Source organism: Corynebacterium uropygiale, assembly GCF_021568315.1.
Classification (GTDB): domain Bacteria; phylum Actinomycetota; class Actinomycetes; order Mycobacteriales; family Mycobacteriaceae; genus Corynebacterium; species Corynebacterium uropygiale.
This window is the reverse complement of the sequence record NZ_JAKGSI010000001.1, coordinates 677471-692108: the sequence shown is the minus strand read 5'-3', so window position 1 is coordinate 692108 and position 14638 is coordinate 677471. Positions and strand designations below refer to the sequence as shown.

Annotated in this window: 16 protein-coding genes; 6 read left to right on the top strand and 10 right to left on the bottom strand. The window is 67.2% G+C overall.

What is annotated here, in order from left to right; all coding sequences use genetic code 11:
- Window positions 1–108: 108 nt before the first annotated feature.
- Window positions 109–351: a hypothetical protein gene (locus L1O03_RS03300; RefSeq protein ID WP_236117976.1), complete on the top strand. Its 243-nt coding sequence runs from the start codon at window positions 109–111 to the stop codon at window positions 349–351.
- A gap of 26 nt (window positions 352–377) precedes the next feature.
- Here the strand turns inward: L1O03_RS03300 and dnaG are convergent, their stop codons facing one another.
- Window positions 378–2297, bottom strand: a complete 1920-nt coding sequence (gene dnaG / locus L1O03_RS03295) for a DNA primase (protein ID WP_236117975.1) — start codon at window positions 2295–2297, stop codon at window positions 378–380.
- A 41-nt stretch (window positions 2298–2338) separates the two neighbouring features.
- Here dnaG and L1O03_RS03290 point away from each other — a divergent pair, with 41 nt between their 5' ends.
- Window positions 2339–2779: a guanyl-specific ribonuclease gene (locus L1O03_RS03290; RefSeq protein ID WP_236117974.1), complete on the top strand. Its 441-nt coding sequence runs from the start codon at window positions 2339–2341 to the stop codon at window positions 2777–2779.
- Window positions 2766–3011 carry a hypothetical protein gene (locus L1O03_RS03285; RefSeq protein ID WP_236117973.1) on the top strand — a complete coding sequence of 82 codons (246 nt, stop codon included), beginning with the start codon at window positions 2766–2768 and terminating at the stop codon, window positions 3009–3011. The genes L1O03_RS03290 and L1O03_RS03285 overlap by 14 nt, the downstream gene beginning before the upstream one ends.
- Here L1O03_RS03285 and L1O03_RS03280 read toward each other — a convergent pair.
- The gene (locus tag L1O03_RS03280) at window positions 3008–4297 is read right to left on the bottom strand and encodes a deoxyguanosinetriphosphate triphosphohydrolase (RefSeq protein WP_236117972.1); all 1290 of its coding nucleotides are present in this window, start codon (window positions 4295–4297) and stop codon (window positions 3008–3010) included. The two genes, L1O03_RS03285 and L1O03_RS03280, sit on opposite strands and share 4 nt — an antisense overlap.
- Window positions 4298–4309: 12 nt before the next feature.
- Window positions 4310–5029, bottom strand: coding sequence for a YdcF family protein (locus L1O03_RS03275; RefSeq protein WP_236117971.1), 720 nt, complete (start codon window positions 5027–5029; stop codon window positions 4310–4312).
- A gap of 77 nt (window positions 5030–5106) precedes the next feature.
- Here L1O03_RS03275 and L1O03_RS03270 point away from each other — a divergent pair, with 77 nt between their 5' ends.
- Window positions 5107–7152: a TPM domain-containing protein gene (locus tag L1O03_RS03270; RefSeq protein WP_236117970.1), complete on the top strand. Its 2046-nt coding sequence runs from the start codon at window positions 5107–5109 to the stop codon at window positions 7150–7152.
- Here the strand turns inward: L1O03_RS03270 and L1O03_RS03265 are convergent.
- The 3 genes from L1O03_RS03265 to L1O03_RS03255 are packed head-to-tail and all read right to left on the bottom strand — an operon-like array spanning window position 7149 to window position 9549.
- On the bottom strand, window positions 7149–7622 hold the full coding sequence (locus tag L1O03_RS03265; RefSeq protein WP_420830277.1) for a hypothetical protein: 474 nt from the start codon (window positions 7620–7622) through the stop codon (window positions 7149–7151). The genes L1O03_RS03270 and L1O03_RS03265 overlap by 4 nt on opposite strands.
- 9 nt (window positions 7623–7631) lie before the next feature.
- On the bottom strand, window positions 7632–8162 hold the full coding sequence (locus tag L1O03_RS03260; protein ID WP_236117969.1) for a hypothetical protein: 531 nt from the start codon (window positions 8160–8162) through the stop codon (window positions 7632–7634).
- Between the two features lies 1 nt (window position 8163).
- The gene (locus L1O03_RS03255; RefSeq protein WP_236117968.1) at window positions 8164–9549 is read right to left on the bottom strand and encodes a glycine--tRNA ligase; all 1386 of its coding nucleotides are present in this window, start codon (window positions 9547–9549) and stop codon (window positions 8164–8166) included.
- Between the two features lie 385 nt (window positions 9550–9934).
- On the opposite strand from L1O03_RS03255, the gene L1O03_RS03250 reads away from it, so the two are divergent.
- Both L1O03_RS03250 and L1O03_RS03245 read left to right on the top strand, forming a co-directional pair.
- Window positions 9935–10459, top strand: coding sequence for an ArsR/SmtB family transcription factor (locus L1O03_RS03250; RefSeq protein WP_236117967.1), 525 nt, complete (start codon window positions 9935–9937; stop codon window positions 10457–10459).
- Window positions 10460–10585: 126 nt separating this feature from the next.
- Window positions 10586–11029, top strand: coding sequence for a Fur family transcriptional regulator (locus L1O03_RS03245; RefSeq protein WP_236117966.1), 444 nt, complete (start codon window positions 10586–10588; stop codon window positions 11027–11029).
- Window positions 11030–11071: 42 nt separating this feature from the next.
- Here L1O03_RS03245 and L1O03_RS03240 read toward each other — a convergent pair whose 3' ends face one another.
- The 4 genes from L1O03_RS03240 to era all read right to left on the bottom strand — a co-directional run bounded on the left by L1O03_RS03240 (window position 11072) and on the right by era (window position 14596).
- The gene (locus tag L1O03_RS03240) at window positions 11072–12166 is read right to left on the bottom strand and encodes a VIT1/CCC1 transporter family protein (RefSeq protein WP_236117965.1); all 1095 of its coding nucleotides are present in this window, start codon (window positions 12164–12166) and stop codon (window positions 11072–11074) included.
- Window positions 12167–12183: 17 nt separating this feature from the next.
- The gene (locus L1O03_RS03235; protein ID WP_268913775.1) at window positions 12184–12855 is read right to left on the bottom strand and encodes an isoprenyl transferase; all 672 of its coding nucleotides are present in this window, start codon (window positions 12853–12855) and stop codon (window positions 12184–12186) included.
- Window positions 12856–12937: 82 nt separating this feature from the next.
- Window positions 12938–13678 (bottom strand): DNA repair protein RecO, encoded by a 741-nt coding sequence (gene recO / locus L1O03_RS03230; protein ID WP_236117963.1) that lies wholly within the window; start codon window positions 13676–13678, stop codon window positions 12938–12940.
- Window positions 13679–14596, bottom strand: a complete 918-nt coding sequence (era, locus tag L1O03_RS03225; RefSeq protein ID WP_236118061.1) for a GTPase Era — start codon at window positions 14594–14596, stop codon at window positions 13679–13681.
- Window positions 14597–14638 lie beyond the last annotated feature (42 nt).

Here is a 14638-nt window from a genome sequence, read left to right as displayed (position 1 = left end):
GTCTAAAACTTTCGATGGATGGAGGGTGCAGCGGCCTTCGCACCGAGCCCGGATTCTGCGTTAAGGTGGACCTGAAGTTCGGCCTCAGGGAAGGATGATTCTTTCACTATGATCCAGTTCGTCGTTGGCGCTGCCGCAGGATACGTATTCGGGACCAAAGCCGGCCGCCGCCGTTATGAACAGATCAAGAAGGCGTCCTCCGCGGCGATCAACTCCCCCGTCGCCAAGAAGGCGATGAAGGCCACCCGCAAAGCCATCGCGGAGAAACTCGACCCCCAGCCGCGAATGAAGGAAGTCCGCAACCTCAAGACCGCCGACGGCCACAGCGTGCTCGAGCCCGACGAGGACTAGGCCAGCAGCCGAAGGGCCCCGGCCTTCTAGAAGCGCCGGCGGAAGGCGCGATCATTGAGCGAGCGCCGCGCCTCCTCGAGGGCGATGATGTCCGCGAAGATCGCGTTATAGGCCTCCTGGTCATCGGACATGCGCATGCGCTGGAGCTGCGCTTTGAGCTCCGCAATCTGGTTGCCCACCTGCACCTCTTGGAGCCGCGAGAGCGCGGAGTCAATGTAGGCCTCGAGGCTGTCCGCCTCCACCCGGATCTCCTCCACAACGAGCTCGCTGATGAGCGAGGAGGCCGTCTCATCCCGCAGGTTCTGCGCGACGCGGGACGGAAAATCGACGCCGGGCTCCCCCTGCGCAGAGGCACAGCCGCCGGCCTCCCCCATCGCATGCCGAATCGCCCGGTAAGCCGGGTGGGTGAAGGCATCCTCGGGGATCCCATCGAAGTAGCTGCTCGCGAGCTCCGGGTATTGGAGCGCCGCCTTGAGGCTCTCCCGCTGGGGCCAGAGCACCGGGTCGCGCGGATTGGGGCGTGGCAGGGCGTGCTCCCGCGGGCTGGAGGCCTGGCTCTGAGTCTCCTCCCGACGCACACGCCGCCGCGGTCCCTCCGGCTGGGAAGGATGCCGCGCTTCCTGCATGACCCGCGCCACGACCTCGTCGGGATCACCCCAACCCACCCAGCCGGAGAGCATCCGCGCGTACTCCTTGCGCAGAGCCTGGTCACGAATACCCGCGACGACGGGAACCGTGCGATTGAGCGCCTGGAGGCGCCCCTCGACGGTGGTGAGGGAGAAGTCGTTGAGCATGGAGCGGATGACGAACTCGAACATCGGGTGGCGATCCGCAATGAGGTCGCGCAGCGCCGTATCTCCCTTGGCCAGGCGCAGGTCACAGGGGTCCATCCCCTCCGGGGCCACCGCCACGAAGGACTGGCCCGTGAACTTCTGTTCACCGGAGAAGGCGCGCATGGCGGCCTTCTGCCCGGCCTCGTCCCCGTCGAAGGTGTAGATGAGCTCGCCGCGGAAGAAGTTGTCGTCGAGCATGAGGCGGCGAAGAATCTGCAGGTGGTCCTCGCCGAAGGCCGTGCCGCAGGCCGCGACGGCCGTCGTCTCCCCGGCGGCGTGCATCGCCATGACGTCGGTGTAGCCCTCGACGACGACCGCCCGGTGCTTCGACGCGATGCTCTTTTTCGCGAGGTCCAGCCCGAAGAGGACCGAGGACTTCTTGTAGAGCATCGTCTCCCGGGTGTTGAGGTACTTGCCGAGCTTGTCATCCTCGAAGAGCTTGCGCGCGCCGAAGCCGATGACATCGCCGGCGATGTTCCGGATGGGCCAGAGCAGGCGCCGGTGGAACTGGTCGATGGGACCACGACGGCCCATGCGGATGAGCCCCGCGGCCTCCAGCTCCTTCGGCTCGAAACCCTTGCGCACGAGGTGCTTGAGCAGGGCATCCCAGCCGCCGGGCGCGTAGCCGCAGCCGAAGTGATGGGCGTGCTCAGAGGAAAAACCCCGCTGGAGGAGGAAGTCCCGGGCCGGTTTGGCCTCCGCCGTCTCCAGCTGCTCCTGATAAAACTCATGCGCCGCCTTGTTCGCGGTGATGAGGCGGTGGCGGGTTCCTGCGTCCTCGCGCCTGCCGGGGCCGCCGCCCTGATAGGAAATGCGGTAGCCGATCTTGTCCGCGCACATCTCCACCGCTTCGGGGAACGTCACGTGCTCCATCTTCATGAGGAAGTCAAAGACGTCCCCGCCCTGATCGGTGGAGAAGCAGCGGTAGTAGCCGTGGTTGGGCCGCACGTGGAAGGAGGGGGTGCGTTCCTCCTTGAAGGGGGACAAACCCTTCAAGGAATCAGCGCCACCCGGCTTGAGCTGCACATATTCGCCCACGATCTCCTCGATGGGGGTGCGCTCGCGGATCGCGTCGATGTCGCTCTGGGGTATCCTTCCCTTGGCCATGGCCACCACTGTAATCTGCCGCGAGGGGCGCGTGGGACAATCCCCCTATGACCGGACCCTCACGTTCCCGCCTCAGCGCGCTGGCGCTGGGAGCCGTCGTTCTCCTTGGCGGCGGAGGGTGGATTGGTTACGACGTCCTCGATCACGACGCCGCGACGCAGTCCGCCCGCAGCTCCGCCGAGTCCACGAGCACCTGCGCTGTCTCCACGCTCCCCCAGGAAGCGCAGGACACCGTCGAGCTCATTCATCATGGCGGCCCTTTTCCTCATCCCGATAACGATGGGGTACGCTTCGGAAACTACGAGGGGCGGCTCCCCGAGCAATCGCGGAACTATTACCGCGAGTACACGGTCGAGACACCCGGGGTTTCTCACCGAGGCGCCCGGCGTATCGTGACCGGAGGTGATCCGGCCTCCTCGCCTGAGCACTGGTATTACACCGACGATCACTACGAGTCCTTCTGCGAAATTCCCGATGCTGACAGCTAACCCCATCCTCATCACCTCGGCCATCCGCACCTGCCCAGACTTCTTCGCCGCCGTGGGAGACGCCCTCTGCCACGACGAGCGCCCGGCCCCGACGAACCTCGACGGCCTCGCCGACCTCCTCCGCGAGTTCCACGTCGAGCAGATCATCTGCGCCCACTGGTGCCTCACGGAGGCGGAGGAACGCCGGATCCTTGCTGTCATCCAGGACCTCGGTATCGCGCTCCTCCGCTAGAAGCAGAGCCCCTCGATCCTCGGCGAGTACTGCGCCGCAATCCGGTCCACCCGTTCCAGCCGGGATTCTGTCATCGACGCCATCTGGTCGATAATCACCCGGTGCGCGGCACTCTCGCTCTCTGCCTGCTCCCACCAGGCGCCAAACATGGGGTCCAGCGCTCCTGGCGCGCCCGCCTGAAGGTAGTGGAAAACCCGGTGGATCCGCTCCCGCTGGCGATCCTGCCGGTCCAGGTGCTGCGGCGCGTCCATAACGTAGAGGACCGCGATGGTCTTGAGCAGGCGCACCTCCGCCTCCGCATCCGGCGGGACGACGAGCTTGCCGTGCTGCCGGCCTACCGGGCCATCATGCTCCGACGCCGTGGCACTCAGCGTGGCGCCGATATAGCGGCCGACGAGTTCCGAGGTCATCGTCTTCAGCGCGACAAAGCCCGCGAGGCTGCCGTCGAAGTCAGAAGCAGCATTCATGATGGGCAGTTCGCGGAGGCGGCCGGCGGCATCGAGCAACTCCTCCGGGGTGCCGCCGAAAGCGCGGGCGCCTTTCTCTGCGAGGGCAGCGAGCTCGACGAGGTCCCAGAGGACGCCGAGGCGGACGCGCCCGGAGACGATGCCGTCCTCCACATCGTGGACGGAGTACGCGATATCGTCCGACCAATCCATGACCTGGGCTTCCATGGAGGGGCGGAGGTCGCCGGGAGTGCGCCCGCGGCGAATCCACTCGAGGATGGGGCGATCCTCCTCGTAGCAGCCATACTTGCGGCGGAGCGTCCCATCCTCCGCGATCGCGGTCTTCGGGTATTTGCAGGAGGCGTCGAGGGCCGCGCGGCTGAGGTTGAGGCCAAAGGACTCGCCGTGGGGGCCCAGGATCTTCGGCTCCAGGCGAGTGAGAATGCGCAGCGTTTGGGCATTGCCCTCGAAGCCGCCGCACTGGGCGGCAACCTCGTTGAGGGCCGTCTCCCCGTTGTGCCCATAGGGCGGGTGGCCGATGTCGTGGCAGAGGCCGGCGAGTTCGCAGAGGTCGGCGTCGAGCCCGAGGGCTTCGCCGAGGCTGCGCGCAATCTGGGCGACCTCGAGGGAGTGCGTGAGCCGGGTGCGCGGGTTATCCCCATCGCGCGGGCCCACGACCTGCGTCTTATCCGCCAGCCGACGCAGCGCCGCCGAGTGCAGCACCCGCGCGCGGTCACGCGAAAAAGCCCCCCGCTGTTCCTCGACGCTCCCCGCCCAGGCGCTGCCCTTCACGTGTTCTGCACAGCGACGCTCCCGGTCGCAAGCCTGGTACTCGTACATAATGAGCTCAGTTTAGTCCCGCTGAGCTGCGGAGTCTGCCGATCTGATCTGGGCGTGCCGCAGGCGCCGATGCGGGCGAATGCAGCCGTCGATGGCTCGGAGGATGTCCTCGCAGCGTCGCGCCACCCGGCGCCCCGCCAGCTGGGCGCAGTCCGCGACGACGAGCCCTCCCACCTCGTGGCTAAGAAACACCCACCAGGACTTCTCCCTCACCGTGACGGGGCAATACGGGGTGGGATCGGCCGCGCAGCGCAGCCCGCACTCCCGCGCGAGCATCCGTGCGCGCACCATGTGGTGCGGGTCGGTGATGATACTGAGCCTGTTGTGCTGGATCTCCGGCTGCGCGCGAAGGAGCGCGAGGAGCGAACCGCGCGTGTCGCAGCCCTCCGGGCTCGGATGGATCTGCGCCTCCGGAACGCCCAGTCGCTGCAGCTCGCGGCAGCCGACCTCCGCCTCCGAGAGCTCCTCCCCCACCGCGGTGCCGCCCAGGACCCAGACGTCGAGCGAGGGGTCCTCGAGCGCGCGCTCAGCGGCGTGGCGGAGCCTCCCCGCAAAATAGCGCCCCGGCACGCCATTGTGGTGGGCCATGCCGAGCACCAGCGCGGCGTCCACGGCAGGAGCGCTCTCCCGCAGGCGGCCGCCCCACAGGATCCGCCCCGAATGAAGGACGGCCACCGCCGGCACGAGGCCCACCGCCCCCAGCACTCCCCTCAGCACACGACGCGTTCTCACTCCCCCAGCTCTACCAGAATGCCCCAGCTCAGAGCACACGGAGGGGTCATGTCCGACCCCACCACTATCCTGGGGTCATGACTTCGCTGCGTTCTCGACGCCTCCCCGCCGCTCTCTCCCTCGGCCTCTCCAGCGTGGGCATCTGCTCTCTCCTGGCCATTGCTGGGCTCAGCCCTGCGCAGGCTGCCGAGCCCAGCACGCACGCACTCGCCGCTGGGAGCCCCGTGGTGCTCGCGGCCCCGCAGGCCGGATTTGAGGACCTCCTCACCGATGAGGCGGGCGCGCTGAGTCCCTCCGAGGCCGAGGCGCTGCGCTCCACGCTCTCCAGCCGTGTTGCCGAGACTCATCGGCCGCTCTACATCGTCTTCCTCCAGGACACCGGCGGGATCTCGGCGGAGCAGTGGGCGCGCCAGGCCGGCCAGGCCCTTCGCAGCGATGAGGCCGCGGTGCTGGCCATCGTGCCGAGCACGCGCGACGGCGGGATATGGACGGGCAGTGGGTGGCCTTCCGGCTCGGAGAAGCGCATCTGGGATGCCGCCTACCCGCACCTCGCGGCGAGTGAGTGGGCCCAGGCAGCAACGGCCGCTGCCGAGGCCAGCGCCTCCTCCTCATCTCAGTCAGCCGGGAAGATCCTCGGGGTGGGGGCCGGCGTGGCGGTGCCCGTCCTGGTGCTCGGGGTGGGCGGCGGGGTGCTCCTCGCGCGACGCTCCCGGAAGAAGAAGCAGGAGGCACTCCTCGCGGATGCCCGCGGTCTTGACCCCGCCGATCTCCGGAGCATCAGCATGCTCCCCACGGAAACCCTGCGCTCCCGCGCCGAGGAAGAGCTCACCAGCACCGATCTGTCCGTCCGGCGGGCCCGCGAAGAGCTCGACCGCGCCCAAGAAGAATTCGGCGCAGAGCGCACCCGCCCCTTCATCCGCGCGCTGAACCACTCCACCACGACCCTCCAGAGGGCCTTCCACCTGCGCGAACAGCTCTACGATGCCATCCCCGAGACCGAGGAGGAGCAGCGCCGAATCCTCGCGGAGATCATCTCCTCCTGCGGGCAGGCCGATCAGGCCCTCGATGAGGAATCAGAGAACTTCGCCGCCCTACGCCGGGAGCTCATCGAGGCGCCGCACACCATCGATGCCCTCTTCGCCCGGACGGTCGAGGAACACCGCCGCCTCGATGCCGCAAAAGGCATCCTGTCCGGCCTGCACGAGCGCCATCCTGCTGAACTGCTCCGATCCCTCGAGGACAACCCCGCCACCGCGAAGGAGGCGCTCAGCCGCGCCGAGAGCGTACTCAATGAGGCCCGCGCCGTGAGCGACAAGCCCGCCGGCCAGCAGCGCTCCCTCGTCGACATGATTCACGAGGTCGATGAGGCCCTCGCCGTGACCGACGCCCAGCTGCGCGCCATCGAGAACGCCGACGATGACCTCCGCCGCGCGACTGCCCACCTTGGCGACCTTCGCACCGAAATCGACGGAGAGATCGCTGAGGCCCGTCAGCTCGCGGAGAGCGGGCGCCAGCACGGCGCCCCGGCGGATTGGGATGCCCTCGACTCCCTCCTCCAGGAGGCCGAATCCGAGCTCAGCTCCACGGCGGAGGAAGCGAAGAACGACCCCCTCGGCGTGTACTCCCGCCTCACGGCTCTCGACGCCCGACTCGACGATGCCCTCGACCGCGTCCGCGCCATCACCACGGACCAGGAGCGCCGCCTAGCGCTCCACAGCCAGGCCACGGACTCCGCCCAGGCGCTCATCCGCCAGGCAGAAGACCTCCTCGCCAGCCGCGGGCCGCTCATCGGCACGGAAGCGCGGACGCGGCTGCGCGAAGCCCAGCGGCTCCTCGCCGAATCTCTGACGCTGCGCACCCAGGACACGGCCGCGGCCACGGCAAAAGCCACGGAAGCGGGAAACACCGCCCGCCGGGCGTTCACCCTCATGCAGTCCGCTGTGGAAGAGTATGAGCGCAGCCAGCGCACGCCGGATGTCTCCGGGGCTATCGTCGCCGGAATGGTCGCCAACGCCCTCCTCCAGGGCGGGCGGGGTGGCTTTGGCCGAGGTTTCGGGGGAGGCGGAGGCTTCGGAGGAGGCTTCGGCGGCGGCGGTGGGAGCTCCACCGGCGGGCGCTTCTAGACCCGCGGCCGACGCACCGGTGAGTCCACGAGGACGCACCCCCAACTGAGGAAGACCGCATCAATGAGGGGCAGGGGCGCATAATCCACCGCGTCGCTCACCTCCACTTTCCCCGAGACCCGTGGGGTGACAACCGCGCACGGGGCGCCCGAGGCGTCAAGGATCCTTCGCTCCTTTCGCCACGGGGAGGTGCGCTCCAGGGTGTAGCGCCGGCCCACACAGTCGGCGCTCAGCCGGGCGACGCTGAGAGAGTTCTGGATGAGGGTGTAGACCTCACCCTCCCCGGTGGTAGCACGCGCCCGGAAGTGCCAGGGGCCGGGGCTGGACTCGATGAGGAGGCGCTCCTCGCCGAGGTAGATGACGTCGGAAATGACGGAGGCGACGATGCCGCCCTGCTGATCGATGAGGTCATTGCCGGACCAGGTCCAGATGCCCTCGCGCTCATGCATGAATCGGTCTCGCCCCGCCACGGCGCCCCCTTAGACGATGAAGAGGATCGCGATGATCCCGACGATGGCGAAGAGGAGGACCGTCCCGAGGATCGCCCAGCTCGACTTGTCCAGGCGGTGCTCGAGGAGCAGCCGGACAAACCAGCTCAGAGCGATGGTCTGGTCCGTCTCCAGGTCACCCTCATGATCGGACTCGAACTCGAGGATCGCGCGGCGCACGCCGTTGTTTCCGCCCGAGAACTGGGCAATCTTGGTTCCGCTGGCGTCCTCGATGATCCAGTCATTGCGCTGCTCGTTGATGAGCCGCAGCGGGGTGCCGCGGAGGGAGGCCTGGAACTCGTGGTCCTTGGTGAGCTGTCCAATCAACTCATAGGTCTCCCCGGAGGGGCGAGTGAGGCTCGCCCCCTTCTCGGGATCGTGGACGCTCGTCCACGTTTCCCCTTGCACCAGGGCCGTCCCATTCACGCCGTCGTGGCTGAAGTGGGCCAGAACGTCGGGACCATCCTCAACGAGCAGGTCAGCGCCGTGCTCGGTGCGGCGGGTCCAGGAGGTGTAATGCATGTCAGCACCCAATCAGTCGCTGGGCCAGGTAGGAGGGCAGGTCGGCGACCTTCACGCGCTCCTGGTCCATGGTGTCGCGCTCGCGGACGGTGACGGCGTCGTCCTCCAGGGTGTCGAAGTCGACTGTCACGCAGAAGGGCGTGCCGATCTCATCCTGGCGGCGGTAGCGGCGGCCGATCGCGCCGGACACGTCATAGTCGACGTTCCAGTAGCCGCGCAGCTCATTGGCGATCTTCTCCGCCACGCCCTTGAGCTCTGGCTTCTTCGACAGCGGCAGCACGGCCACCTTCACCGGGGAGAGGCGGTAGTCGAGCTTGAGGACCACGCGCTTGTCGACGCCACCCTTGGCGTTGGGGGCCTCATCCTCGTGATAGGCGTCCACGAGGAAGGCCATCATCGCACGGCCAAGCCCGGCCGCCGGCTCGATGACGTAGGGGATCCAGCGCTCGTTGTCGTTCTGGTCGAAGTAGCTGAGGTCCTCACCCGAACCCTCCGAGTGCACGCGGAGGTCGTAGTCGGTGCGGTTGGCCACGCCCTCGAGCTCGCCCCACGTGGAGCCAGCGAAACCGAAGGCGTACTCGACGTCGACAGTCCGCTTGGAGTAGTGGGAGAGCTTCTCCTTCGGGTGCTCGTAGAGGCGGAGGTTCTCCGGCTTGATGCCCAGGTCGATGTACCACTGCAGGCGGTCATCGATCCAATACTGGTGCCATTCCTCGTCCTCCCCCGGCTTGACGAAGAACTCCATCTCCATCTGCTCGAACTCGCGGGTGCGGAAGATGAAGTTGCCCGGGGTGATCTCGTTGCGGAAGGACTTCCCGATGTTCGCGATACCGAAGGGCGGCTTCATCCGCGCGGAGGTGAGCACGTTCTTGAAGTTCACGAAGATGCCCTGGGCGGTCTCCGGGCGGAGGTAGTGCAGGCCCTCTTCGTCGTCGACGGGCCCCAGGAACGTCTTGAGCAGGCCAGAGAAGGCTTTCGGCTCGGTCCACTTGCCCGGCTGCCCGGTCTCCGGGTCCGGAATGTCCGCCAGGCCGTTTGCCGGCGGGTGCCCGTGCTTCTCCTCGTAGGCCTCGATGAGGTGGTCAGCGCGATAGCGCTTGTGTGTGTGAAGGGACTCGACGAGCGGATCCGTGAAGACCTCCACGTGCCCAGAGGAGACCCACACCTGGCGGGGCAGGATGACGGAGGTGTCGACGCCGACGACGTCGGGACGCGAGGTCACCATGTGGCGCCACCACTGCCGCTTGATGTTCTCCTTGAGCTCCACACCGAGGGGGCCGTAGTCCCAGGACGAGCGGGTTCCGCCGTAAATCTCACCGCCCGGGTAGACGAGCCCGCGGCGCTTGCACAAGTTCACTACTGTATCGATGACGGACTTATTCGCCATGGTGACGTTCGTTCTCCTCTTCAACTCTGCGACGGAGCACCAGACAGGGATATCCCCAGTGGGGGAAACTCACCTCATTCTAACGGTCGAGGCAAGGGGCCGTACGGCGGGCCGGGCTAAGGGCGAGCCGACCCTCGCCCCGCAGCCCCTCCCCCGGGCATCCCACATCGTGAGACGCTCGCCACAGAAGTGGGCGCAGTTTCCCACCACTCCCGGAATATAAGACCTCTGGCATATACCCTGCTCACGCCCCAGATTTCAGCCCTGAAGGAATGATACAAACGGTTTCATGCAAAATTCCGTTAATATGACCTAGGGGGATCACACTCCCCATGTCTATTATTCATTAACGATTTGGCAACCGAGATGAATGGTGGCTAACAGCGTGATACAGAACAAAGAGGAGACGCTCAGCAAGGACGACCTGAGTCGCGCAGCAACAATCATCAGCGCGCTCAACTCACCCCTCCGCACCCAGATCATATTGATGCTCGCCGAGGGCCCCTTATATGTTCACCAGATTGTCACCTCGCTCGACCAAAGCCAGCCTTTGGTGAGCCAGCACCTCCGCGTTCTCAAGCAGGCCGGCATCGTCGCCCCCACTCGCAAGGGCAAGCAGGTCATCTACCGCCTCATTCGCACCGACATCCCCGCGCTCATCTCCTGGGTCGCCGGGCACAACCCGGGCCCGGACGGTGGCACGGAGCTCAGCGGGCGACAGCCCGGGGAGGTCGACGAGCTCGCCGATCGCCGGGCCAAGAAGGAATCCTCCGCCGAATCCACCGAGGCGAGTGGCGGGGAGAACGCCCTCGGCGCCGCGGCGATCGTCCGCCCGCACGCCGTCATGGACACCATCCCCAACCCCTCCCCCCGGCCGGTCCCCGGGATGTCCCCCATGGATCCGAGCTAAGAGGGCCGCCATCCCGACGCCCCTCCCAGTCTCACCACACACCGCTTTTCCAATACATTTCCAATAAAGCGGACTGCGGATTACACTTGAGTACACGACATCGTTATCGCTTTTGAGGGGAGTCACATGGTTACGACGTCACCATCCGTACCCAAACTCGGGCCGCGCAACACCTGGCAGCGCAATGCCATCATCCACGTCCTGCACGACCTCGAGACGTTTAGCTCCGCCAAGGACATCTACACCGAGCTTGTCCGTCGGGACAAGAAGGTGGGGCTCACCACGGTGTACCGCACCCTTCAGTCTCTGTCTGAGATGAAGGCCGTCGACGTCCTCCACATGGCCGGCGGGGAAACCCTCTACCGCCGCTGCGACAGCGACGCCCATCACCACCACCTCGTGTGCACCCGCTGCGGGCAGGCCGAGGAGATCGAGGGCGGGCCCGTCGAGCAATGGGCGCAGAGCGTGGCCCAGCAGTTCGGCTACCAGCTCACGGGACACGACGCGGAAATCTACGGACTCTGCCCCTCGTGCCAATCCGACGAGCACCCCGACTCCCCCGCCGCTTAAGGCCGCAGGGCCCACAATCCGCGGTCCCCGAAGCCCCGGCCCCTATCCCCCGGTGATCTGCCCGAAGAGGCTCCCCAGCCCCCACGTGACCAGCGCCGCGCCCAAGCCAATCGCCAGCTGGCGCAGCGCCCGCCCCAGCGGCGGCTTCCCGGAGAGGATGCCTGTCGTCCCACCGGTGCACAGGAGGGCGATCGCGACGAGGATGATCGCCACGATGCCGGCCGTCGTCGTGCTGAGGCCGAAGAAGAAGGGCAGCACGGGCAGGAGCGCCCCGCTTCCGAAGCAGAGGAAGCTTGAGATGGCCGCCTGCCAGGCGCCGCCCACCCCCGTGATCGACTGGCCGCCACGGCCGAAGGCCTCGCTCTTGCGCGGGGGCTCCGTCGTCGTGTGAAGGGAGGCCAGCACATCCTGGGCCTTGTGCTCCGCTTCCTCCTGGCTGAGGCCGCGGGCGCGGTAGACGAGGGCGAGCTCGTTGGCGTCGACGTCGAGCATGGGGAGGGCATCATCGGCCTCTTCGTCCGGCTCGGAGGCCTCGAGGAGCTCCTGCTGGGACTTCACCGAGACGTACTCGCCGGCCGCCATGGACAGCGCGCCGGAGAGGAGGCCCGACACACCCGTGATGAGGACGACGGTGCTCGACACGCCACTGCCCATCACGCCCATGACGAGCGCAAGGTTGGAGACGAGGCCATCGTTCGCGCCGAAGACCGCGGCGCGGAAAGCGCCCGACATTTGCTCGCGGCCGCGGGCGGCGAGGCCGCGGACGACCTCGGCGTGGATGCGCTCATCGGCGGCGATTTGCTCCGGGGCGTCGGCGTCGTCGAGGTAAGCGCTGCGCGACTCGGCGGTCTGCATGAGCGCCAACACGAACACCGAGCCAAAACGCTGGGCGAGGAAGCCCATGAATCGGGTGGACAAATCGGGCTGCCGAGGCATGCCCACGTAGTCGCCGAGCTTCGCGCGCCAGAATTGCTCGTGGCGGGACTCGGAGTTCGCGAGGGCGAGGAGAATCTCCCGCTCCTCCCCCGTCTTGCGGTGCGCGAGCTCGCGGTACACCGCGGCCTCTGCTCGCTCGTTGGCAAGATAGCGACGCCAGCGGGCAATCTGCCGCTTCGAGGGCGGGGACACGTCCGTCATCTGCTGCTCCTCCTCCATCAGCGCGTCCCCCCGAATCGACGATCCCGACGCGCGTACTCGCGGACCGCATCGAAGAGGTCCTCCGCGCCGAAGTCCGGGAAGAGTTTATCCTGGTAGACCATCTCCGCATAGGCGGACTGCCACAGCAGGAAGTTCGAGATGCGCTTCTCCCCGCTCGGGCGGAGGAAGAGGTCGACATCCGGCATGTCCGGCTCATCGAGCCACTCGTGGAAGTTCTTCTCGGTGATCCGCTCGGGCCGGATCTCCCCCTTCGCCGCGGCGGCGGCGATCGCGCGGGCCGCGTCGACGATCTCCGCCCGCCCGCCATAGTTCACGCACATCGCCAGCGTCATGCGAGTGTTGCCGGCGGTAAGTTCCTCGGCGGCCTCGAGTTCACGGATGACGGAGCGCCACAGTCGGGGGCGGCGCCCTGCCCAGCGCACCCGGACGCCCTTCTCGTGGAGGATGTCCCGCTCGCGGCGCAGCACGTCCCGGGAGAAGCCCATGAGGAATCGCACTTCATCGGTGGAGCGGCGCCAGTTTTCCGTCGAAAAGGCATAAGCAGACAGGTACGGGACGCCCATCGCGAGGCAGGCGTCGACCGCTTCCATGAGCACGGCCTCCCCGCGCTTGTGCCCCTCGGTGCGCGGCAAGCCACGTTCCTGGGCCCAGCGCCCGTTGCCGTCCATGACGAGGGCGATGTGGCGGGGCAGGAATTCGGCAGGAATGTTCGGCGGTTCTAGAGCAGTCACGGGGACTATTGTGCCATCCCTAACCCCGGTCGAAAATAGCGAGGCTCGGCAGGCGCACCTCAGCGTGCCAGCGGAGGTGGCTCACCGTGAGACGATGAATCTGGTGGAGGTACTCGGGATGCGCGCGGGCGGCACCAAGGACCATCCCGCGGTGCCCCTCGGAGAGCAACCACATAAGGTGGAGGACTTCCGGGTCCACATCGAAGGAGCCGGGCGGGCGGCAGTGGGAGCACACCGCCCCGCCCGAGGCCGGGTGAAAGGAGTGGTGGGGGCCCGGGGCATTGCACTGGGCGCAGGCGAAAAGCTGCGGGGCCCAGCCGGACACCCTCATCACGGTGAGCGCGAAGGCGTCGAGCTCGAGGACCGGCTCCGGGCTGTGCTGCATGCGGGCCAGGGCGTCCACCACGGCCTCGTAGAGTCGGGGGTCCGGGTCCGCGTGGGCGAGTCCCTCGGCGATCTCCAGGATCGCGCACGCCGCCGTGTAGCGCTCGTAGTCCTCGATAATCCCCGAGCCATAGAAGTGCACCGTGTCCGCGCCGCTCAGCGTGGCAAGGTTGGCGCCCGGGTAGAGGAGGACGTCGAGGTCGACGAACAGCTGCACCCGCGAGCCGAAGCGCGACTTCGCCCGCCGCACCCCGCGCGCCACCGCTCGCACAACCCCGTGCTCGCGGGTGAGCAGGACCACCACCCGATCGGCCTCCGCGAAATCATAGGTGCGGACGACGACCGCCCGGTCCCGGTAGCTGCCGCGGCGGGCCACCTAGAAGCCCAACCGGCCGAGGGACTTCGGATCGGACTGCCAGTTCTTTAGCACCTTCATCCGCAGGTCAAGGTAGACGTTCGTGCCGAGAAGCTCCATGATGGCGGGGCGCGCCTGATAAACGATGCGCCGCAGCCGTCGATTATCAGGGCCTGCGAGGATGCGCCGCTGGCCCGGGCGCTCCACGTAGATCACGGCGTGGACATTCTGGACGCCCTCCCGCTCCGGGTCCGGCAGGATCTCGTCCACCTCCACCGCAACGGAGTGCGGGAGCTCGTCGCGCAGGCCCGAGAGAGCGGCCTCGCGGATGAGCTCGGCGATGCGGGTCTCCACGTCCTCGTCCGTGAGGTGATCCTCCGGGTAGAAGCGCGGCCCCTCGGGCAGCAGCGAGGTGACGACGTCGAGGAGGACGTCGAGCTGCTCGTGGGAACGCGCGGAGACGGGGACGACCTCCGCGTTCTCGCCGAGGAGCTCATGGAGCGCGACGAGCTGGGCGGCCACCTCGTCACGACTGGCCTTGTCGATCTTCGTCACGATCCCCAGGAGCGGGGTCCGCGGGGCGACCTTGCGGACGGCCTCGAGGATCCAGCGATCTCCCGGCCCGATCTTCTCATCCGCCGGCACGCAGAGCCCGATGACATCGACGTCCGAGTAGGTGTCCTTGACGATCTCGTTGAGCCGCTCCCCCAGGAGAGTGCGCGGGCGGTGCAGCCCCGGCGTGTCCACGACGACGATCTGCGCGTCCTCCCGGTGCACGATCCCGCGGATGGGGTGGCGTGTCGTTTCGGGCTGGTTCGCCGTGATGGCGATCTTGTGCCCCACGAGCGCATTCGTGAGGGTGGACTTGCCGGTATTCGGGCGGCCGACAAAGCTCATGAAGCCGGAGCGGAAGCCGTCCGGCGTGTCAGTGAAGTTGATGATTATCTCCTGGATATTCGCTGGGACTGTGTCGGAAGAGGT

Bases quoted from the DNA above. Each gene is read 5' to 3' on its own strand.
- L1O03_RS03300 (WP_236117976.1), top strand. From the start codon at position 109: ATGATCCAGTTCGTCGTTGGCGCTGCCGCAGGATACGTATTCGGGACC.
- L1O03_RS03290 (WP_236117974.1), top strand. From the start codon at position 2,339: ATGACCGGACCCTCACGTTCCCGCCTCAGCGCGCTGGCGCTGGGAGCC.
- L1O03_RS03285 (WP_236117973.1), top strand. From the start codon at position 2,766: ATGCTGACAGCTAACCCCATCCTCATCACCTCGGCCATCCGCACCTGC.
- L1O03_RS03280 (WP_236117972.1), bottom strand. From the start codon at position 4,297: ATGTACGAGTACCAGGCTTGCGACCGGGAGCGTCGCTGTGCAGAACAC.
- L1O03_RS03270 (WP_236117970.1), top strand. From the start codon at position 5,107: ATGACTTCGCTGCGTTCTCGACGCCTCCCCGCCGCTCTCTCCCTCGGC.
- L1O03_RS03260 (WP_236117969.1), bottom strand. From the start codon at position 8,162: ATGCATTACACCTCCTGGACCCGCCGCACCGAGCACGGCGCTGACCTG.
- L1O03_RS03255 (WP_236117968.1), bottom strand. From the start codon at position 9,549: ATGGCGAATAAGTCCGTCATCGATACAGTAGTGAACTTGTGCAAGCGC.
- L1O03_RS03245 (WP_236117966.1), top strand. From the start codon at position 10,586: ATGGTTACGACGTCACCATCCGTACCCAAACTCGGGCCGCGCAACACC.
- L1O03_RS03240 (WP_236117965.1), bottom strand. From the start codon at position 12,166: ATGACGGACGTGTCCCCGCCCTCGAAGCGGCAGATTGCCCGCTGGCGT.
- L1O03_RS03235 (WP_268913775.1), bottom strand. From the start codon at position 12,855: ATGGACGGCAACGGGCGCTGGGCCCAGGAACGTGGCTTGCCGCGCACC.